General features: G+C 61.7%; 11 protein-coding genes. 4 read left to right on the forward strand and 7 right to left on the reverse strand.

What is annotated here, in order from left to right; genetic code table 11:
* Positions 1 to 46 precede the first annotated feature (46 nt).
* On the reverse strand, positions 47 to 10,996 hold the full coding sequence (locus KW838_RS25790) for a peroxidase family protein (RefSeq protein ID WP_218503948.1): 10,950 nt from the start codon (positions 10,994 to 10,996) through the stop codon (positions 47 to 49).
* Positions 10,997 to 11,595: 599 nt separating this feature from the next.
* On the opposite strand from KW838_RS25790, the gene KW838_RS25795 reads away from it, so the two are divergent.
* Entirely contained in the window at positions 11,596 to 13,104 is a 1,509-nt protein-coding gene (locus tag KW838_RS25795) for a sensor histidine kinase (RefSeq protein WP_218503949.1), read from the forward strand.
* A gap of 46 nt (positions 13,105 to 13,150) precedes the next feature.
* Here KW838_RS25795 and KW838_RS25800 read toward each other — a convergent pair whose 3' ends face one another.
* The 6 genes from KW838_RS25800 to KW838_RS25825 all read right to left on the reverse strand — a co-directional run bounded on the left by KW838_RS25800 (position 13,151) and on the right by KW838_RS25825 (position 20,041).
* Positions 13,151 to 13,861 (reverse strand): response regulator transcription factor, encoded by a 711-nt coding sequence (locus tag KW838_RS25800; RefSeq protein WP_102702013.1) that lies wholly within the window; start codon positions 13,859 to 13,861, stop codon positions 13,151 to 13,153.
* A 460-nt stretch (positions 13,862 to 14,321) separates the two neighbouring features.
* Complete coding sequence (locus KW838_RS25805; RefSeq protein ID WP_102702014.1) at positions 14,322 to 15,155, reverse strand: class I SAM-dependent methyltransferase; 834 nt, start codon at positions 15,153 to 15,155, stop codon at positions 14,322 to 14,324.
* Complete coding sequence (locus KW838_RS25810; protein ID WP_218503950.1) at positions 15,149 to 16,306, reverse strand: acyltransferase; 1,158 nt, start codon at positions 16,304 to 16,306, stop codon at positions 15,149 to 15,151. Before KW838_RS25810 ends, KW838_RS25805 begins: the two co-directional genes overlap by 7 nt.
* Positions 16,303 to 17,169 (reverse strand): class I SAM-dependent methyltransferase, encoded by an 867-nt coding sequence (locus tag KW838_RS25815; protein ID WP_218503951.1) that lies wholly within the window; start codon positions 17,167 to 17,169, stop codon positions 16,303 to 16,305. Before KW838_RS25815 ends, KW838_RS25810 begins: the two co-directional genes overlap by 4 nt.
* Entirely contained in the window at positions 17,166 to 18,470 is a 1,305-nt protein-coding gene (locus KW838_RS25820) for a glycosyltransferase (RefSeq protein WP_218503952.1), read from the reverse strand. Before KW838_RS25820 ends, KW838_RS25815 begins: the two co-directional genes overlap by 4 nt.
* The gene (locus KW838_RS25825) at positions 18,464 to 20,041 is read right to left on the reverse strand and encodes a glycosyltransferase (RefSeq protein ID WP_218503953.1); all 1,578 of its coding nucleotides are present in this window, start codon (positions 20,039 to 20,041) and stop codon (positions 18,464 to 18,466) included. The genes KW838_RS25820 and KW838_RS25825 overlap by 7 nt, the downstream gene beginning before the upstream one ends.
* Here KW838_RS25825 and KW838_RS25830 point away from each other — a divergent pair.
* The 3 genes from KW838_RS25830 to gmd all read left to right on the forward strand — a co-directional run bounded on the left by KW838_RS25830 (position 20,031) and on the right by gmd (position 22,345).
* Positions 20,031 to 20,210: a hypothetical protein gene (locus tag KW838_RS25830; protein ID WP_218503954.1), complete on the forward strand. Its 180-nt coding sequence runs from the start codon at positions 20,031 to 20,033 to the stop codon at positions 20,208 to 20,210. The two genes, KW838_RS25825 and KW838_RS25830, sit on opposite strands and share 11 nt — an antisense overlap.
* A gap of 252 nt (positions 20,211 to 20,462) precedes the next feature.
* On the forward strand, positions 20,463 to 21,377 hold the full coding sequence (locus KW838_RS25835; RefSeq protein WP_218503955.1) for a GDP-mannose 4,6-dehydratase: 915 nt from the start codon (positions 20,463 to 20,465) through the stop codon (positions 21,375 to 21,377).
* Positions 21,374 to 22,345, forward strand: a complete 972-nt coding sequence (gene gmd, locus KW838_RS25840) for a GDP-mannose 4,6-dehydratase (protein WP_102702020.1) — start codon at positions 21,374 to 21,376, stop codon at positions 22,343 to 22,345. The genes KW838_RS25835 and gmd overlap by 4 nt, the downstream gene beginning before the upstream one ends.
* Positions 22,346 to 22,347: the final 2 nt, after the last annotated feature.

Below are 22,347 nucleotides of genomic sequence, written 5' to 3' on the forward strand. Positions count from 1 at the left end.
CAGTGCCCTCCCTTTCTCATTCCCTGCAACAGGACTTGTCAGGATCTCAAGAGGCCAGGATGAAGTCCGAGGCCGTAACGGTTGTTGCGTCGGCCACACCTACCAGGGTGATGGAGTCAGCACCGAAGTTGACCAACGTATCCGCACCGAGATCGACGACGTTGACGCTGCTGCCAAAGGTCGCAGCCGTGATGTTCAACGAGGCAATATTGAGCAGATCCTGGCCTCCCGCCGCGTCGGTATCGAAGCCGATGATCCGGTCGTTGCCGAAGGCCGCTGCGAACACGAAGATATCGTTGCCAGTGCTGGCAAACATCGTGTCGTTGCCGGCACCACCCACAATACTGTCATTGCCGGCACCGCCATCGATGACGTCGTTGCCGGCGCCACCGAGCAATGTGTCGTTGCCGTCGGCGCCGTTGAAAATGTCATTACCCGCCCCACCGGTGATGACGTTGTTCGACGCGTTGCCGGTGCCGACGAAGTTGCCGATTCCGGTGTAGAGCAGGTGCTCGGTATTGGCGCCCAGTGTGTAGCTCGACAACGAGGTCTGTATGGAGTCCTCACCGCTACCCGCCAACTCGATCACCCCGTCCGCGGCAGAATCGACGCGGTAGGTGTCATTGCCGACGCCGCCTTCCAACCGGTCGGCGCCTGCATCGCCATTGAGGACGTCGTTGCCGAGGCCGCCCAGCAATGTGTCGTTGCCGTCTCCGCCGTTGAGCGTGTCATTACCGGTCCCGGCGGTGATGATGTTGTTCAACGCGTTGCCGGTGCCGACGAAGTTGCCGGCTCCGAGGTAGAGCATGTGCTCGACATTGGCGCCCAGCGTGTAGCTGGTCAGCGTCGTCTGCACGGAATCCGCCCCCTCGCCCGTCACCTCGACCACCAGGTCCCCGGCTGAATCGACGCGGAAGGTATCGTTGCCGGCTGCGCCGACCATCGCGTCATTACCCGCACCGCCTGTGAGAACGTCGTTGCCGGCGCCACCCATCAATGTGTCGTTGCCGTCACCGCCGCTGAGGCTGTCATTACCCACCCCACCGGTCATGACGTTGTTCAGCGCGTTGCCGTTGCCGGTGAAGTTGCCGGCGCCGAGGTAGAGCAGGTGCTCGACATTGGCGCCCAGCGTGTAACTGGTCAGGGTCGTCTGTACGGAGTCCGCCCCCCCACCCGCCGCCTCGGTCACCAGGTCCCCGGCCGAGTCGACGCGGAAAGTATCATTGCCGGCCCCGCCGACCATTGCGTCATTACCCGCACCGCCAGTGAGGACGTCGTTACCGACACCACCGATCAACGTGTCGTTGCCGTCACCGCCGTTGAGGATGTCATTACCCACCCCACCGGTGATGACGTTGTTCAACGCGTTGCCGTTGCCGGTGAAGTTGGCGGCTCCGAGGTAGATCAGATGCTCGACATTGGTGCCCAGAGTGTAACTGCCCAGCGTGGTCTGTACCGAATCCTGACCCTCGCCCGTCAACTCGGTCACTACGTCCCCGACTGAATCGACGCGGTAGGTATCGTTGCCGGTTCCACCCGCCATCTGGTCATTGCCCGTACCGCCATTGAGGAAGTCGTTGCCCGCGTCGCCATTGAGGATGTCGTTGCCGCCCAAGGCGCTCAGGATGTCGTTGCCAGCACCTCCGCTGGCCACGTCGTCGCCTGCCGTGCCGGTCCATAGGTCGACACCGGCGGTACCGACAAACACGTCACTGACCACTGTCGTTGCGCCAGAGATGACTCGCTCAAGTGTGCCGAGGTCATCGGTGTAACTGGCGACGACGCGCAGTTGCTGACCGACCTGTGCCTGGTCGGGCGTAAAGGTCGTGCCCGTCGCGCCGGCGATGTCGGTGAAGATCGCGCCGCTCCCCACCTGCCACTGATGGGCAATCACCGAGGTCGTGGTCCCGTTGGCGTCGGTGAACGCATCCGTGGCGGTGAGTACCGAGCCTTTCGCCGGGGTCGTATCGCTGATCAGCACCGTGCCAACCGGCAGGACATTGACGGTGCCGGTACCGGCCGCCGAGATCGGGGCGGTCGGCGCCGAGAACACCTCCTCCAGCACGCCATTGGCGTCCTTGTAGACCGCCCTGACGCGCAGAGCCAGCCCGGCTGCCACGACGAGTTCCGGGATAGCCGGTACGGCGCCAATGAGGGTCGCCGGTGGTGGGACCCTGAGTTCCGAGCCCACCGTGACGGTCGTGCCCTCCGCGCGCGCGACCTCGCCGGCGGCAAAGAAGGTGATGTCTTCGAAGACACCCGAGCCCGGACGCGCTTCAAACTGCCAGAAGAAACTGATGGGCCCGGTGATCGCGCCGCCGGTCGCGGTGTTGTTGGCATCGGTGATGTCTGCCGCCGATACCGTCAGCCGCTGGCCGACGGCGGGCGTAGGATCGTCGATCCTCAGCGATCCGACTGGCGCCGCGTTCAAACCGCCGAGCACGAGCGCCTGATCGGAGAACTGCAACCGCTCGATATGGCTGAGGGTGTCGGTCCCGTCCCTGCCAGCGACACTGTCGGTGACCGTAAAGGTGCCGTTGACGTTTTCCACCACGGTGTAATCCGCCAGATTGCCGGAGAACAGCGCCGTGTCGAAGTCGGGACCGGTCGCGGTCAGGATTTCGCGCACGATCTGGAGCTGGCCGGGGTTATAGGTGCCGTTCACCATGAGCGGAACCAGAGGCGTCAGGCTGTCGAAGGTAGCGATTTGCGGCCCGGTGCCATCGATGTTCTGCCGCACGCTGATGCGCACGTTGAGCCACTTGTCGCCGTCAATCAGGTCGTCGCCGCCGCGGCCCTGGATGATGTCGCTGCCGGCGCCACCCAGGACGATGTTGCCCCCGTCGAACTTGTCGTCGGCCGTGCCGGCGATGCCATCCGCGCCGTTGCCGGCGCTACCGACCAGGTCCCGCAGACCGCTGATGAGGTCGAAGTTGGTGAGCACGCTGCCCTTGGCGCCAGCGACGGCGAGCAAGTCGGCAGTGGAGTCATCGCCGCTGAGGAAGTCGGCATGGGCCGATCCCGACAGCCCTTCCACCAGGTCCAGCCGGGCAAGGATCGACGCGTTGGAACCAGGCACCGCCGGTTGATCGAAGAAGCGCAGCCTGGTGTTGAGGTCCATGGTCACGCCGCTCGGATCATCCTTGTAGGTCGCCCAGTCATACCCGGAGAACCCGATGAAACGGTCCGCCTCGCTGGGACTCCCGACCATGATGTCATCACCGCCCTCCCCGTCGAAGTTGTCCGGTCCGCCATCGCCCAGGAAGACGTCGTTGCCATTGATCGGATCGTTGCCGAAGGGGTCGAAGTTGTCACCGGCAACGCCATCGGCGGATCCGCCCTGGATCCAGTCATCGCCTTCGCCGCCGCGCGCGAACTCGTTCGCCTTGCTGCCGAGGATGAAGTCGTTGCCCAGGCCACCGCTGGAGTCGGCTGCGTCTTCGCCGGTGATGATGAAGTCCTGGCCGGCCTGGCCGAGGATCAGGTTGAGGCCGTTGCCGCCCTGGATGACGTCGTTGCCGTCCTCGCCGTGGATGACGTCGTCGCCCCCCATGTCGGTGATGATGTCGTCACCGGTACCGCCAAAGAGTTGGTCGTTGCCGTAGCCGCCATCGATCCGGTCGTTACCGGCATCGCCGTAGACCGTGTCGTCGTCCGAGTCACCGGCAATGAGGATGTCGTTGCCGGCCGTACCGCCCAGCACCACCGTATCGGCGCCGGTGTAGTGCAGGTAGTTGGTGTCCGGACCCGTCGTGGCGGGATTGTCGCGGATCACCAGCGGCGTGAGGAAGTCAGTGCGCGGTGAGCCGATCGGGTGGTCCGACGGACCAAATGGATCGGCATTGGCCGGCAGATCGTCGGCGGTGCCGACAATGCCGTCGGGTCCGGCAATCACACTGGGGTTGTACTGGTTTGCCTGGTTGACCTCCAGAATGTAGGCCGGCGTCAGGAAGACCCTGGCCGAAAGGTGTGTGGCATCGGTATTGGCCATCACCAGCGAGGCGAACGTGTTGTTCTCAAGCTCGGCGCCAAAGTCCATCGAGGCGGTGCGCTCCAGATAGTAGAAGCGGTCACCGTCCTGGAGTTTCTCCATCTGGTTCTCGAAGACGAAGTTGAAGGTCGAGCCGAGCATGCCGCCAAAGGGCATCTTCTCCTCGGCCAGCCCGCCAACCCAGAAGTCGACCGCATCCAGGCCGGTGATGGTCACATCGTCTGCCGTGTGCAAAACGCCGTCGGTACCCGCGGTGCTGGTCCAGGCGCCGGTGCTGTTGAGGAAGTCCAGACGATCGGCCGGCGCACCCGCACCGCCGAGCACCAGCAGCGAGGCCGCCGCGCGCTTGTCCGCCAGCGTGAGGGCATCGGTGATGCTCGAATGCGTGCCGTAGGCAGCGATGAAGTTGATCAGCGATTCCGGGTGCTTTATGTGCTGCACGAAATCAGCCCAGCTCGTGTAGGGCTTGAGCTCAGCGTCGCCGGTGGGCCCATAGAACTCCCGCCGCGCCGCGTTGAGGGACGGAACGCCGGTATCGCGGCCACGCGCCAGGTTGATGGCGGGCAAATCGAGCGGCAGGCCCAGCAGGTTGTTGCGCAGGGCTTCGGTGACGAACTCATCGATCTCGTTGCCCACCTGGCGGGTCACACCGCGCACGATGGCACCGGCCGCCTCTTCCGGAGTCGGGCCGCTGCCCGCGAACTCGAGCGGGTTGAGGAAGGCCTGGATCAGCCCGATATCGCTCGAGGCAAAGTTCGGATCGAGCCGGTCGACCTGCTCCAGCAGCATCGAGTGCCCGAAGCGATAGACGGTGTGTGCGAACTCGGCAACGATGCTCGGATCGATCGCGGTGTCGTACACCTGGCCCGGGGCGAAGAAGGGATCGACCATCGGCTGGATGGTCCGCGCGAACTCCTCGAACACCAGGTGCTGGTACTGCATCTCGGTACCGAACTTCGCCGTCTGGAACAGGCGCTCGCCGTTCCAGTCCAGGGTCGAGGTGTCGGCGGGAACGGCAGTGACAGGCGTCAGCAGCCACTCGTTGAGGAACGACACATCGCCGCTTGCCGCTGTTGCCAGGACCACCTCCTTGGTGTGATCGACCAGGCGGTTGTGCTCATGGTGGAAGATGGAGTGGACGGTGGTCAGGCCGATGTTCTCGTTCACCCGGCCGTCGCCGGCGATGTAGTGCGCGTCCAGCAGTTCGTTGTCGTAGAAGCCCGGCGCAGGCGTACCGCCAATGACATTGTCGGCATCGGGCAGGAGTGCCGCGCCGGTCTGGTCGTCCACCGGAACGGCGGTGTGCGCTATGTCGTTGAGGAAGGCATGGCCAGTGCGCGCGGCGTTGGCCAGGCTGATGGGCGCCGCCGGATTGCCTTCAACGAGCACATCGTCGGCCGTGCCGGCAATGCCGTCCACGCCCTTCATCACCACCTGCGGAAAACCGTTCGGCCCCTTGATGAAATTGCCGTAGGCGTCGGTCGCCAGCAGCGGCACGTTGTCGAAATCGGCATCGGTGAGATTTATCCCGAGCAGATCATGGGCTTGCGCCTTGACCACCTTCCAGGTGGCCATGCCGCCGATCTCGACGTCATCAGCGGTGCCGAACTGCCCATCGGCGCCCAGATCACGATTTTCGATCAACTTGCCGGTGGCCACCGGATCGCCCGCGGCGTTGAGCTCATAGGCACGCAGGAACACCTGGTGCGACGGATGCGAGCTGTAGGTCTGGTTCTGGTCGACAAACGGCGAGGTGGTGTTGGTGTTCTCGTGGATGTCGTCGGCCGTGCCCAGGAGGCCATCGGGGCCGGGCTGATTGGTGGCGCGCGTCAGCACCATGAAGTTGGTCGGGCTACCGGGCACGAACAGTGGGTCATCCGGCTGCAGCGGGATGAACACGGTGCCCGAACCGCCCTTGGTGACGAGGTCCAGGCCATGGTCGAAGAACTGGCCGAAGAAGGTCATCCATTGGTTGAAGGGCGCGGTCAGGCCCGCGTCGGGGCTCACGTTCGGGTCGAGGAAGGTCTGGAACGTGCTGCCGTCGGTGCGGGTTCCGGTCACCACCTGCGCGCCGGCCTTGAGGACATCGTCAGCCGTGCCGAGGATGCCATCCAGGCCGGGATCGAAGGTGGCCGCGACCGCCGCCGGGTTGTTGGCGGTCTGGTCGACGATCAGGTTGCTGATGGTGCGCGGTTGCGAGTCGATCACCAGGCCGCTGGTCTGGGTATAACTCGTGCCGGCGTCGGCCGGGCGGAAGTCCGGCGTGGTCAAGCGCGGGAATACGTTATCGGCGGCACCGTACTCGGGATGGAGCAGGTTGTTTTCCGTCCCTTCGACCGTGCGCAAACCGTAGGGCACGCGTATGTTCGGCAGCAGAGAAACCAGGTTCTCACCGGCCGCGTGGTGTTCGGCTATCTTGATCTGGTCAAGGATGAACGACAGGTCCGATTGCGTGTAACGCACACCGTTGCTGGGGGCAGAGGTTTGCGGATCGATCAGCGAAGGCGCCGGTGCGGGGGTTGGCGCCGCGGCCACTACTGCCGTAGTCGGTGCCGAGAATACCTGCTCGGTCACGCCATGATCGTCCGCATAAATGCCTTTGACGCGCACTGCCAGACCGGCAAGATCCGACGTCACCGTGAGCGTGGGCGCGTCCGCTCGGGTAAATCCGATACCGATGCGGCCTGGCCCGAGGATGATGTCTTCGAACACGCCCGAACCCGGTGTCGCTTCAAACTGCCATATGTAACTGATGGAGTTGTGGATCGCTCCGCCCGCGTTGTCGGCATCGCTGAGGCCTGCCGCCGACACGGTCAGCGTCTGGCCAACGGTCGGCGCGGTGTTGTCCACCGTCAGCGCGCCCACCGGCTCAGCGTTGAGCCCGGGCACGAGGACCATGGACTGATCGGAGAACTGCAGCCGTTCGATGTGGGTGAGACGGTCGGTTTCTTCCTTGCCGACATTGTCGGTCACGCTGACGATGTCGTCGCTGAAATCGAGCGCAGTGCCGTTATCGTTGACGGAGACGGTGTAGTTCGCCAGCGGGCCCATGAAGTTGACGGTGTCGAAGCCACCCACGCCCGGCAGGATCTCCCGCACGGCGACGAGCTGCCCCGGATTGTAGGTACCGTTCAACATCAGCGGGATCATCGGCGTCATGCTGTCGAAGCTGGCGATCTCCGGCCCCGTGCCATCCAGATTCTGATGCACGCTGATGCGCACGTTGAGCCACTTGTCGCCGTCGATGAGGTCACTGCCACCACGGCCTTCGATGATGTCGCTGCCATCGCCGCCGAGGATGATGTTGCCCGCGCCGAACTGATCGTCGGCCGTGCCCCCGATACCGTCGGCTCCGAAACCGGCGCTGCCGACAAAGTCCCGCAGGCCGCTGACAAGGTCGAAGTTGGTGAGGATGCTGCCCCTGGCCGTGATGTTGGCGATGATGGCCGCGTTTTGTTCATCGCCGCGCAGGAAGTCGGAGAAGGCCGAGCCCGACAGGCCCTCCACTTCCGCGAACCGGTCATAGACCGCATCGGGCGATTGCCCCACTGCACCCACGATATCGCCCGCCGCGTTGGGCACCGCGTGATAGGGGCTGAAGAAGGGAACGACCATGTCGACGGTCACGCCGTACTTGTCATTCTTGTAGGTGGTCCAGTCGAACCCGGACATGCCGTCCATCTTGTCCTGGGCATCGCTGGCGACGAAGGTGTCGTCGCCACCTTCACCGATCATTTCATCGAATCCGCCGGTGCCGATGAAGATGTCGTTGCCGGGCACATCGTCGGTCAGAGTCGGGCTCATGTTATCGCCCGGTGCACCGTCCTGGGTGCCGCCCTCGATCCAGTCGTCGCCTTCGTTGCCGGTCGGCGCGAGGTTGACCTTGGCGCCGAGGATGAAATCGTCGCCCGCGCCGGCGAAGGTCATCGTGATGTCTTCGGTGGTGATGATGAAGTCTTTGCCAGCGCCGCCGAAGACCAGGTTGTTGAGGCCGAGGGTCGAGTTGCCGGCCTGGATGACGTCGTTGCCGTCCTCGCCGCGCAGGGTGTCGCTGCCGCCGATGTCGGTGATGATGTCGTCGCCGGCACCGCCAAAGACGTTGTCGTTGCCGTAGCCACCGTCGAGCCGATCGTTGCCGGCGTCGCCATAGACAGTGTCGTCGTCCGAGTCACCGGCAATGAGGATATCGTTGCCGGCCGTGCCGCCCAGCACGACCGTGTCGCCGCCGGTGTAGTGCAGGTAGTTGGTATCCGGGCCCACTGTGTCGGGGTTGTCGCGGATCACCAGCGGTGTGAAATGGTCGATCCGTGGTGAACCGATCGGGTGGTCCGACGGGCCAAAGGGGTCGGCGTTGGCGGGCAGATCGTCGGCCGTACCGACGATGCCGTCCGGACCGGCCACCACACTCGGGTTGAATTGCTGCGTCTGGTCGACCTCCAGGGTGAAGGCCGGTGTCTGGAATATATTGGCCGCCAGGTGTGTGGCGTTGCTGTTGAGCATCACCAGATTGGAGAACGAATTGTTCTCCAGTTCAGTGCCGAAGTTGAGTCCTGCGGTGCGGGCCAGATAGTACAGGCGGTCGCCGTTCTGCAGGTTTTCCAACTGGGTTTCGAAAACGAAGTTGAAGCTCGAACCCAGCAGGCCGCCAAAGGGCATTTTCTCTTCGGCCAGGCCACCGATCCAGAAGTCGATGGAGTCCAGGCCGGTGGTGGTCACGTCGTCTGCGGTGTGCAGAATGCCGTCCGCACCGGCGTTGCTGGCCCAGACACCGGTACTGTTCAGGAAGTCCAGGCGATCGGCCGGGGCCGTGGCGCTGCCGAGCACCAGGTCCGCCGCCGCGGCGCGCTTGTCCGCCAGCGTCGTGGCGCCAGTGATGGTTGAATGCGTACCGTAGGCGGCGATGAAGTTGATCAGCGATTCCGGGTGTTTCATGTGCTGCACGAAATCGGCCCAGCTCGTGTAGGGGGTCAACTGGCTGTCGCCGGTCATGTGGTAGAACTCGCGCCGCGCCGCGTTCAGCGACGGGATGCCGGTTTCGCGGCCGCGCGCCAGGTTGAGGGCGGCAAGGTCGAGCGGCAGGCCGACCAGGTTGTTGCGCAGAGCGTCAGTGACAAACTCGTCGATCTCGTTGCCGACCTGCCGTGTGACACCGCGCACGATGGCGCCAGCCGCCTCCTCCGGCGTGGGGCCGCTTGCAGCAAACGCAAGAGGGTTGAGGAAGGCCGCGATCAGGCCGGTCTGTTGATTGCCCGGGTCAACCGGATTGCCGTCACCGACGACATTGAAGTTGGGGTCGAAACGATCGACCGTCTCCAGCAGCATCGAATGGCCGAAGCGAAAGACCGTGTGCGCGAACTCGGCGACGATCGCCGGATTGACCGTGGTGTCGTTGCCCATGGGCGCCAGGAACACGTCCACTTGTGGCTGGATGGTGCGCGCGAACTCCTCGAACACCAGGTGCTGGTACTGCATCTCGGTGCCGAACTTGGCGGCCTGGAACAACCGCTCGCCGTTCCAGTGCAGGCCCGCGATGTCGGCCGGCGTCACGGGCAGCGCTGTCAGTTGGGCGTCAGGCAGCAGCCACTTGTTCAGGAAGTCGAGGTCGGCGGAAGCCAGCACCGTCTCCTTGGTTTGCTCAACCAGCCGATTGTGCTCGCTGTGGAAGATGGAGTGCACCGTGGTCAGGCCGATGTTCTCGTTAACGCGGCCATCACCGGCGATGTAGTGCTTGTCGAGCAGCTCGTTGTCGTAGGTGCCGGGTGCTTGCGCACCGCCAATGACGGTGTCCGCGTCAGGCGTCAGGCCGCCGGTAGGGTCGGCGCTGTGGGCGATGTCGATGAGGAACTGGTGGCCGGTGCGAACAGCGTTCGTCAGGCTGATCGGCGCGGCCCGGTTCCCCTCGACCAGCACGTCATCGGCGGTGCCGGCGATGCCGTCCAAGCCCTTCATCACGACCTGGGGGAGACCGTTGGGCCCCTTGATGAAGTTGCCGTAGGCATCGGTCGCCAGCAGCGGTACGTCGAACACGTCGGCATCGGTCAAGTTGATGCCGAGCAAATCACGGGCCTGGGCCTTGACGACTGCCCAGGTGGCCATGCCGCCGATTTCGACGTCATCCGCAGTGCCGAAATGCCCATCGACGCCCAGGTCACGATTGGTGATCAGCTTGCCGGTGGCCACCGGATCGCCGGCGGCGTTGAGTTCATAGGCGCGCAGGAACACCTGGTGCGAAGGATGCGAGCTGTAGGTCTGGTTCTGGTCGACAAATGGCGAGGTGGTGTTGCTCTGCTCGTGGATGTCATCGGCGGTGCCCAGGATGCCATCGGGACCGGGCAGATTGGTGGCGCGCGTCAGCACCATGAAGTTGGTCGGGCTGCCCGGCACGAAAAGCGGGTCATCCGGCTGCAACGGAATGAAGACGGTGCCGCTGCCACCCTTGGTCACGAGGTCAAGGCCATGGTCGAAGAACTGGCCAAAGAACGTCATCCACTGGTTGAACGGCGCGGTCAGGCCCGCGTCCGGCGTAATGTTGGGGATCTGAAAGACGGAAACGTCGTCGGCGGTGCCGAACAGGCCATCCAGACCGGGACTGGTGACGACCTGTGAATCCGGATTGGCCGCGGCGGCCGCGACCGCCGCCGGATTGTTGGCGGTCTGGTCCACAATCAGGTTGCTGATGGTGCGCGGCTGCGAGTCGAAGACGGAACCGCTGGTCTGCAGGTAGGAGGTCGGCGTGGTTCCGCCAGGGTCGGCGGGCCCGAAGAAGCCGACCGGCTGGACCTGCGCGGTATTGAACACCGGCGTCGTCATACGCGGGAAGAAGTTGTCGGCGGCACCGAACTGGATATCGGCCAGGTTGTTGTAGATGCCGGAGACGGTGCGCAGGCCGAAGGGGACTTCTACGTTTGGCAGCATATCAATCAGGCTCTCGCCTGCCGCATGCCGTTCGGAGATGAAGATTTGTTCGAGAATGAACTCGAGATCGGACTTGATGAAACTGGCCATGGCTGTTTCCTCGATGCTTGGCAATCAGGAAACCACACGCATAAAACACCGCTGTAAACGCGTGGTTTAGTGCTGAACCCCATAAACAGAAAATCGAAAATTGCACGACGGGACCTGGTACCACGGCCGCACCGAACCCTTGCCCGATTGCGTGCAATCAGCAGTGCTCGATTGAGGATTGATTCCCCGTGACAACCGTATCTACAGGCGGGTATTGCGCCTCAAGGAGGCGACGGCCCATGAACGCAGGTTGAATAGAAGGTGTAACTTGCGAATGGCCCCGTCACGTATCGGGGCTCTGCAGCTTCCTCAACAAGCCTTTTATCCATGAGAAAACTGGCATCGACTACGAATTGACTAGTATGTATTGGAGAGTGGTTGCACACGCTTGATGGAGGCGTCAGGACGTCATTAAAACCATAGGTTTGGTTCTGATTGAGTGGAGCACTATGGGTAATACCCCCCGGCTGTTGTTGCCGGAAGTAGCGATTACCCAGTCTGTTTGAGAATCTTTTTAAAACACTCATCGCGCCTCCCGCCCTCAACCTCAAACACCAGTTTTGCACTCCCTTGAAAATGAGTATTGAGGGGCTACCCGGATGTGTACAGAGACGAAGGCCCAGCCAAATTCCGAGACCTTGGTCAACGAATCCGATCAGACCTTGGTCGAATCGGACACTGGCCAAAAGTCCCATGGCACAGGGCCCGGGAGACCGGGCACCGGTGCGAAATTGCGCCATTTAAGCCGCTCAACCCAGTTCGTAATCTGCGCCACAATCATTCTGGGTTTGACCATGACGTTCGTTGGCAACCTCGTCAGCCAGAGCATCGAAGATGCAACGGTTCAAACGGCGGCCGAGACGGGCGCGCGTTATATGCAGAACTTTCTCGAACCTTTCGTCCAGGGATTAACCACGGCAAAGGAACTCCCCGATGAAACCATTCAGACCATTGATCACCTGCTGTCCAGCACCTCGCTCAGTACACATGTTGTCTCAGTGAAGATCTGGTTGCCAGACGGCACGATTGTCTACAGCACCGACAAATCCACGGTGAAAAAAACCTTTCCGACAGAGGAGATCTCACAGGCGCTGACCGGCAAGATCCATACAGAGTTCGACAATGATGTTGAAGGTTATACGGTGGATGATATTGAGGATGCCTTTGAGCGAAGTCTGAATATTCCGTTCTATGAAATATTTGCTCCACTGCGTGAAGCGGGTACTGGAAAGATTATTGCGGTGGGTGAGTTCTACGAAACTGCGGAGGCGTTACAGCGCGAAATCAATAACGTTCGCAAGAAAGTCTGGGCGATTGTTGGAACAGCAACGACCGCCATGATTTTACTGTTGTTTTTTATCGTTCGGCGTGGCGACAAGATAATAAAGCAGCATGAAACAGCACTTAAATGGCGAATGGATGAGCAAACCAGGTTGCACTCAAATAATGCCGCCCTTCAGCGCAAAGTCACTACAGCCAACCGCGAATTCTCCAGAATCAACGAGCTCACTCTGCGGCGGATCGGGGCAGATCTGCATGATGGTCCTGCCCAGTTGTTGGCACTTATTCTCCTTCGCCTTGAAGAGCTCGAAGATTCGGAAGGCGTCTCGGATGTAGAAGCCCTGGAAATGATCAGGCGTGCCGGCAAGGATGCTTTAAACGAAGTGCGGGAAATATCACTCGGTCTGGCACTTCCGGAAGTCAATGACCTGACCCTCCACGATGCGCTGGTATTGCTGGCCGAGCGGCACGAAGAGCGAACCGAGACGCGAGTCGATCTGCAGCTTGATACGCTTGCGGACGATGTACCGATAGCGCTTAAAATTGGTATTTACCGCTTCGCCCAGGAAGCGTTGAACAATGCCTATGTTCACGCCGGGGGAAAAGGCCAAAAACTCAGCGCCTGGCACTCTGAAGGGCTGCTGGAAGTGCAAGTCGAGGATGCGGGAGTGGGTATTTCAACCGAGAAACCGAGTGTATCAGGTCGAGGTAGAACGCATCTGGGCCTTGTCGGCATGCGCTATCGCGTCGAATCCCTCGGCGGCGTATTCACCATTGAATCGGCTCCTCATGCCGGAACCAAAGCCAGGGCGCAGTTCAAAATCTGATCCCCTCAGGCCAGAATGATCGTTGCGCCCAAGTCACCCCAAGCGCTCATGGCTCGTTATTCGGTTTCCCGTTGTCATTCCAGTCGCGGCGTTGAAGAGCACCACACAGGCTGGATATATGGTCACTCTCCCAATGCCGTATCACGGCAGCCACCGCCTGCGTCCGGTTACGAACCCGCAGCTTGTACATGACATTCGTCATGTAGTGCTTGATGGTCTTCTCGCAGAGTTCAAGTTTGATAGCCACCTCGCGGTTGGTCAGGCCCTTCGATACCTCCCGGATAACCTGTTCTTCGCGATGGGTCAGCTCGACCTTTTGCTTGTCACCCGCGTGCTTTCTGATATTGCTTAACAGCCTGCTGGCAAGTTTAGGGGTAATGAAGGTTTCCCCCCCGGCAACATTTCTGATGGCCTGCACAAGCTCAAGACCGCTGATGCCTTTCAACGCATAGCCCTGCGCGCCCGCTTCGAGGGCGCAATAGGCGTCCTCGATGGACTCGGATACCGTCAGCATCAATATTTTAACGGCCGGCGAAGACGCCGAGATCGCTCGCACGGCAGCAAAGCTGTCGCCCGGCATATTGACATCCATCAGCAAAACATCCGGAGCAAAACGCGCGGCAATTTCCATGGCATCATCGGCAGACCCGCCCTGCTCGACCACCTGAAAGTCAGCTATTTTCTTCAGCGCCATAGTGACCCCATCCCTTAACAGCGGGTGATCGTCAACAATGCCAATCTTGATCATGGGACTCATAAGTAGCGCCTCATGAGAGGCGATGGAGTTGAATGGTGGTGTCGCACGTTTCATTTTTCACCCCTCGCGTCCGGCCGAACCCGGCAAGCCCTGCCGTCTCCCTGATGTCCGGGACGACAGTTGTTGCGGGTGCCTGAGGGTGGTGCAACAAATGAGCCATTGCCGTGGGGTGAAGAAAAAGCTCAGATTAATGAACGGGATGTTTCTGAATGTTTCAGGCGAGAGAGGGCGTGAGGGGGGAATATTCCTCAAGTTCGGTGGTGACCGCCCGGTTGGGTGGGTGTAATGCCCCATTTATGGAGAGAGTAGCGGCCCTGTTGCACCGGCCGCTTTTGCCAGGGTCTGCTTGCCCTCGCAGCCTGGCGGACGTTGCTGATCCGGCTGGATGCAATGCTGCGGGACGGCACCCATGTTGGTGCCGAACGGCCTGTTGCAGACCGTCACTTCCACCGTTGGTCAATCAGGGTTTACGCGCAATGATTACCTGGCTCTTGGCTACCACGGCATCCAGCGCCTGCTTGATCTGTGTACCCCGTGGCGAGGCCAGGATCGCCTGCCAGGTGTCCGCCCAGTGGTTGAGCAACGGATGGTCCGGGTTGCTGAAGTCGACCTTGGCTTCCCAGAACAGCAGCATCCACATTGACCAGTAGAATCCATACTGGCTGTGGCTGATCACTTCCAGGCCGGCATCGCTGACCATGGCCTTGAACTGCTCTTCGCTGATGATGCGAATGTGGTTGGGCTTCTGGAAATACTCGGCCGCCGCAATGTCTTTCTGCAGGTCTTCGGAGCTGGGGTGCGGGACGCTCAGCAGGTACAGCGCGCCCGGTTTACCGACGCGCACCAGTTCCGCGAGGAACTGGGCCGGATCGTCCACGTGCTCGATGACCTCGGTCGACACCACCCGCGTGGCGGTCGCATCGGCAATCGGCAGCGGGTTGCAGTCGGTGACGTGGCATTCGACGTCACGGGCCGGTGTATCGCTCAAGCGCTGGCGGGTCGCTTCGACCTTGGCCGCGTCGATATCGGCGATGATGATCTTCGCCCCGCGCATCCCGCAGAAATGTACGTTGCCGCCGTCGCCACAACCCACATCCAGCAGTGTGTCCTCGGGGGTCACCGGGAAACCGCTGAACAGTTCGCCGGTCTGCTGATTGAACCACCCGCTGAGCATCGCATCGTGCAGGCCGAGCATGTAGGGGTCGACCTTCTCCGCCACGGGGGGCGCAGGCGCAATCTCTGGCTGCACAGGCGCGGGCGTGCCCGCCGTGAGTTTCTTCAAAAGGCTCAGCATGAGGTGGCTCCAGAGGATGAGACGGCTGTTCGGGAGGTGCCCAGGCGTTTGACCAGCGAGGCGCCGCGGTTGCGCATGGGCATTTCAATGAAGCGATAGTTGAGTTCGCTCAGCAGCACGATCAGGCCGCCAGCCATCAGCAACATCAGGATCGGATGGCCAGCCGGACTGGGCAGCCCGGCAGCCTGTAAACGGAAAATGAATTCACGCACCAGCAAGTAGGCCGGGATATGGATCAAATAAATCCCGTAGGAACGGCTGCCGATCCACGTCATCAGGTGCTTGAACACGCCGCGCGGCAACAGGTAATCGCGGTTGTAGGAAGCGATCCAGACCAGCACTGCGCACAGCACCGCGATCACACCGATCCGGTAATGGGTGAAGGTAAAGCGATCCGTGGCCATGAAGCCGAGCAGCAGCGACACCGCGATCAGTGCGGCGACACCCGCCCATGGACGACGCAGGAATGTGGGCTCCCAGCGCAGGTACGACGGTTGCGTACTCCACATCGCCAACAGCACGCCAAGGGCCAGCGCATCGGTGCGCACCACCATCAGGATCGGCGTGCGCAAGGTGAACAACTGCACCGCAACCAGCGCCAGCAAAAGCCACGCAAGGTGTTTGCGTAACAACACGATCATCAGCGGGAACAGCAGGTAGAACTGCTCTTCCAGCGACAGGCTCCAGTACACGAAACTGGTGCCGTACTCGTAGCGATAGAAACTGTCGGCAAAGCGGAAATTGGCGTACTGCGCGACGCCGGCCAGGGTCGCCTGAATGTTCGCGTGCAGGGTGCCGAAGGCGCCGGAGCGGTTGAGAAAAAGACACGCCAGCAACATCAGCGCCAGCCACAACCAGGCCGACGGCAGCAATCGAAAGGCCCGGCGCAACCAGAAATTGCGCGTCTGTTGCCAATACTCCTGGCGCGTTGTGCAGCGGCGCATGGCCGGGATCAGGCTGCGGGCAATCACGAAGCCCGAGATCGCGAAAAACAGGTCCACGCCCCACCACGGCTGGCTGTACAGCGTGATGGCCTGCAGCAAGGGCACAGCCGCCGCGAACAGGCTGTCCTGCAGGTGGTGAAACAGTACGCCAAGCACCGCAATGCCACGCAACAACTCGATGTCCATGATCCGTTTTTCGTTGCTCATGCGCCCTCCTGGACATGAGGTTTTCGAGCAATGATCACCTGGCTCTTGGGCATGAACCGGTCCAGCATCTGCTTGATCGCCAACCCGTCGGGCTGGGCCAGCAAGTCCTGCCAGGTTTTCGCCCAGCTCTCCATCAGCGGCGGGTACGGCGCCTGGATCCGGTCGCGAACCGCCCCCCCCAGGTCGCGTCCGGCGGCCCGTTCACTGGCCCAGAAAAAAATCATGCCCATGACCCAGAAAAAACCGGTGGCCTGGCGATGTTCGATGACCAGGCCCGCGTCCTCCACCAGCGCGGCGAACCTCTCGGGGGTGAAAATCTGTACATGATTGGGCGATTGAAAGTAGCTGGCCGGGGCGATGCCTTTCTGCAAATGCTCGCCCACCGGCGACGGTACGCTCAGCAGGTACTGCGCGCCGGGGCGGCCCATGCGCACCAGTTCGGCCATGAAGGGTTCCGGCTGGTCGATATGCTCGAGCACTTCCATGCACACGACTTTGCTCGCGCAACCATCGGCCAGCGGCAGCGGCAGGCTGTTGCTGACCAGCCCGAGATTCGCCTTATCCGACTGCGCTTGCACTTGCCGCGCCAGGTCGCGGACCTTGTCGTGTTCACTGTCGGTGAAGATCACCGAAGCGCCCTGGCGGATCGCAAACAAGGTCGCCACGCCTTCGCCGCAACCGACATCCAGCAAGGTGTCGTCGGCGGTGATGGCAAACCCTTTGAGCAGTTCGCCGCTGTCGCCCAGAAACCAGCCGTCGAGCAGGGCATCGTACAAGCCGATGTCCCTGGGCGAGACTCGCGTTTCTGGTGGGGCGACCGCTACCGGTGCGGGCCGCAATTTCGCAAGCAGGCGCCGGATCATGTGCCCGACGCTTGTGCGCAGTTTGCTTCACGCCGTTGCAGCAACTGCTCGAACACCGCCTTCAGGCGCTGCTCGGCAACAGCCTGGCTGCAGAATCCCTGCAGGCTGCGCACGGCATGGGCCGACATCCGTTGATAGCGCTCGACGTCCTGTTTGGCAACGTCATGGCTGGCGGAGAAAGCCGTACACAGCGAGTCCCAGTCCGTGACGTAGCGCAGGGTACGATAGGCTGCGCGAGGATCGTGGGGCCAGGATGTCAGCTCGTCGGTGCCTTCGACGATAAACGCGTTGTCATGGTCGATGTAGTCGGCCATCGCGGTATTCAGCGGCGCAATCGCCGGCTTGCCGCAGGACATGAACTCCATCAACGGCAGGCACTGCCCTTCGCCGTAGGAGCAGTTGACGACGTAACTGGTGGCCTCGACCAGGCGCTCGTAGTCGATGTCGGCCAGATAGCCGTGGATCAACACGATGCGGCACTGGTAGGACTGGTTCTTGTAGACGTGGTGCATCATGTCGGACAGTGCGTTGGCGATGTCATGGTGCGTGAGCTTGAGCACCAGGGTCGCGTCGGGCGTATCGCGGAAGGCGGTACAGAACGCACTGATCATGTCCTTCCAGTTCTTGCGGCCGTCGTACGGATTGAACACCGAGGTGTAGACCACGCCCTCGAGCAACAGCTCGCAGTCGCGCGGCGGTTGATCGAAGGCTATCGGCGTGCCCTCGCGCAAACGCTCGGGGCCATAGGGGCGCAAGTCCGCCGTGCGACTGTCGATCAACAGCCCGCGCAGGTTCAGGCGCGTGGGGCCCACGACCGGACGCTTGTCCAGCAACTCACCGCGGGCGGCAAAACGGTCCCAGACGGGGGCCGCGATGGCGCTGATCGGGTAATCGCGGCCCATCACATCGTGCACGGCATTCACGGTGAAGCTGGAGTGGGTGATCGCCGTCCCGCAGGTGCCCAACACCATCCGCCAGTCATGTCGCGGCTCGCCCTGCCAACTCTCGGTGGGAATGGTGCTGAACTCCCAGGCGAACACCGGAATCGTCGGGCACGCGTAGTGGACCGGCGTGCGATGCGGCGGGGAGAAGGACAGGAACACGCAGTCTTCGCCCCGGCTCAGGCAATCGAAATACAGCCGATCGACCAGCTCGTCCGGGTTGCTGACCTCGATCACTTGCCCCAGCCGTTCGAGCACCGGGCGGAATTCCTTGAGGACGAAGTAATAGCTGTACTCGGGCCGTCCCAGGTTCTGCTGGATGTTGCTCTTGTTGGTTTCCGAATGAATGATGATCAGCACGATGCAGCTCCCGTTTCGGCACCCACCGGCACGACGTCACGGACCGATTCCTGTTTGAAGAACAGCGCCAGCCGCTGCTGCACCGGCGCGAAGCTGCAGTATTCGTGCATGCGTTCGCTGGCGGCGTCCGCCATGGCCTGCCAGGCGTCCGGCCGGTTTTTTGCCATGGCGTAGCTGTTCTCGTAAGCCGTTTTCAACGAGCCCCAATCCGGACGGTGGCGCAGGGTGCGATACAGGATTCGCGCGTCTTCCGGCCAGATCGTCGGTTCCTGGCTGGACTTGACGACGAAGGCCACACGTTCGTCGATGTAGTCGCGCATCGCCGTGTGGTTCGGGGCGATCACCGGCCGGGCGCACGACATGAACTCCATCAGCGGCAGGCACAGGCCTTCGCAGCGTGAAGCGTTGACGTAGTAACTCGCCGCGCCATAAAGACGGGCGAACTGCTCGTCCTGCAGATAACCGTGCATGACCACCACGCGACAGGCGAAAGGCGAGAGCTGGGACAGCAAGGTCATGAGCTCGACGTAATAGGTCGACAGGTCGTTCTGGGTCATCTTCAACACGAGCGTGGCGTCCTCCACATCACGCAGCGCCCAGCAGAACGCGGTGATCAGGTGGTGCCAGTTCTTGCGCCCGTCATCAGGGTTGAACACGCTCACGTAGATGACGCCGTCGACCACGATTTCGACCGTTTGGCTGGTGTCGGGGAAAACCGCTTGTGGATGCTCGTCCTGCGCGACAGCTGCGCTGATGACGGGTTCATCCGGCACGGAGGCTGCGCTGGCGACGGGTTCGATCGGCAACGGCTGAGGCCTGCGAAACCTGGCCAGCCATGGGCGAACGGCATCCGGCACCAGATCGCGAACGGCTTCGCGATACCACAGCAGCACGTAATGCCTGGTGATGAAGAGGCGTCGCCGCAGGGTCAAGGGCGGCGCGGGTTGTGGTTGCGGTACTGGCTCCGGCTCAACGATTTCCACGGGTGGTTGCTCGATGATCGGCGCGATCAGGCCATCGGCTGACAACCCCATCACGCGGCTGTCCAGGATGCAACCCTTGATCTGCAGCGTGGCACCGGCGTTCACCGGCGTACCGGGATACTGCTGGCGAATGTCGGCGAAGCGTTCCCACAAAGGTGTCGGCAGCACCAGCACCGGGAAGTCGTCACCCAGGGTCCGGTGGATGGCTTCGGCGGTATGGGTGGACAAGGTGATCACCCGCCCCAGGCGTGCCAGCGTCCGGCTCCAGTCATGCCGTGGATCGTTGTCCCAGTGCTCGGCGGGAATGGTGTCGAATTCCCAGGCAACCACGCACACCATCGGGCATTGCAGGTCGGTGGGGGTCTTGTGCGGTGGCGCGAACGAAATGAACAGGCAGTCCTGGCCGGCCTGCTGCAACTGCCGGTACAGCGGGTCGACCTCGGCGGCCGATGACACGACGTGCACCGGTCCCAGGCTTTCGAACAGCGGCCGATACGCCTTGAGCACGAAGTAGTAACTGTACTCGGGACGGCCGAGACTCTGGCTGATGGAGCTGTCGTTGACGTCGGAGTAAAGAATGAAATTCATGGCATCCCACGGTGACGCCGCCATCCCGGCAGCCTCACGCTATGACGGGGAGGACACGGTTCGAGCCCGTGTTTACCGGCGCTCGCCCATCGTCTTCCTGCCCGTCTACGTTCTTGTTTTAGTGGTCAGTTTCCGCAGTTTCGAAGCGACGCTGCCGAACCCCGGGTAATCGTGACGAGGGGCATTCTAACCACATCCGTTGAAGATTCGTGAACCGCCCGACGAGAATAAATCGGGCTACGCTGACGAGAACTGACCAGTCACGGTTGGACCTGTTGAAATTGCCGAGCAAATGGCACAGATTGGCTACCAAACAACTACAACAAACATTTCACCCGCCATTCGAGCGATCATGTCACTCGCAAGTTTTTCCATGGAGCCTGTGGGAAATGGATGAAATGCAAGACCAAGGGGTCGCTGTTTGAAAAAACGTCTGTTTGTCACGGGTCTGAGCGGATTCGTAGGACAACACATCCAATCGCGTTTGCAGGCTGATACCTCGGAATGGGAGTTGCTGCCTGTTCCCGACCGCTACGATCTTGCTGCGCCGCAGAGCCTTGAAGGCTTGTGGCCGCAAATGCCCGACGCGGTGATCCACCTGGCCGGCCAGACGTTCGTCCCGGAGGCCTTTCGTGATCCGGCCGGCACCCTGAACATCAATCTGCTGGGCACCCTGAACCTGCTGCAGGCCCTCAAGGCGCGCGGTTTCACCGGCACGTTTCTGTACGTCAGCTCCGGTGATGTCTATGGCCAGGTCGCTGAAGAGCATTTGCCCATTACCGAATTGCAGCCCCCCTGCCCGCGCAATCCCTATGCCGTGAGCAAACTGTCGGCCGAGTTCCTGAGTCTGCAGTGGGGCCTGAGCGAAGGCTGGCCCGTACTGGTTGCCCGCCCGTTCAACCATATCGGCAGCGGGCAGAAAGACAGCTTCGTCATCGCCAGTGCCGCCCGTCAGATCTGCCGGATCAAGCAAGGCCTGCAAGCGCCACAATTGGAGGTCGGGGACATCGACGTCACGCGCGACTTCCTCGATGTCGCGGACGTGGTCTCGGCCTACCTGGCCTTGCTGGAAAAAGGCACGCCGGGGCAGGTCTACAACATTTGCTCGGGACGCGAGCAGAGCATTCGCAGTTTGATCGAACAATTGGCAGATCTTGCCCAGGTCGACCTGCAACTGGTCCAGGACCCTGCGCGACTTCGCCGCGCGGATCAGCGTCGGGTGTGTGGCAGCCCTGACAGACTGGCCCAGACCACCGGATGGAAGTCTGAAATCACAACACAACAATCCCTGCGGGCGATCCTGTCCGACTGGGAGAAGCGAGTACGACAAGAATGACTAAAAGTGCATTGATCACAGGTATCACCGGCCAGGATGGCGCCTATCTGGCCAAATTGCTGCTCGACAAGGGTTACAAGGTCCACGGCCTGGTCGCGCGCCGCAGCAGCGACTCGCGCTGGCGTCTGCGTGAGATGGGGGTCGAGTCGGACATCGTCTACCTGGATGGCGACATGGCCGATGCCTGTTCAGTGCAGCGCGCGGTGATCAAGTCGGCGCCGGACGAGGTCTACAACCTCGCCGCGCAAAGCTTTGTCGCGGCCTCCTGGGATCAACCGGTGACCACCGGCATCGTCGACGGCCTGGGCGTTACCCACCTGCTCGAAGCGATCCGCCAGTTCAGTCCGCACACGCGTTTCTATCAGGCGTCCACCAGCGAAATGTTCGGCCTGATCCAGGCCGAGCAGCAGGACGAGAACACGCCGTTCTATCCGCGCAGCCCTTATGGCGTGGCCAAGCTGTATGGCCACTGGATTACCGTGAACTACCGCGAAAGCTTCAACCTGCACGCCAGCAGCGGGATTCTGTTCAACCATGAATCACCGCTGCGCGGCATCGAGTTCGTGACACGCAAAGTCACCGACGCCGCCGCCCGGATCAAACAGGGCAAACAGCAGGAACTGCGCCTGGGCAACATCGACGCCAAGCGCGACTGGGGTTTTGCCGGCGACTACGTCGAAGCCATGTGGCTGATGTTGCAACAGGACAAACCCGACGACTTCGTGGTGGCCACCGGCGTGACCACCACCGTGCGCGAGATGTGCCGGATCGCCTTCGATCATGTGGGCCTGAACTACCGCGACTACGTGAAGATCGACCCGGCGTTCTTCCGCCCGGCCGAAGTCGAAGTGCTGCTCGGGAACCCGGCCAAGGCCCAGCGTGTGCTGGGCTGGAAACCAAAAACCGACCTGGATGCCTTGATCCGCATGATGATGGATGCGGACATGAAACGCGTTGCCAAGGAGTAGGC

Source organism: Pseudomonas sp. PDM27 (genome assembly GCF_019219205.1).
GTDB lineage: Bacteria > Pseudomonadota > Gammaproteobacteria > Pseudomonadales > Pseudomonadaceae > Aquipseudomonas > Aquipseudomonas laurylsulfatiphila.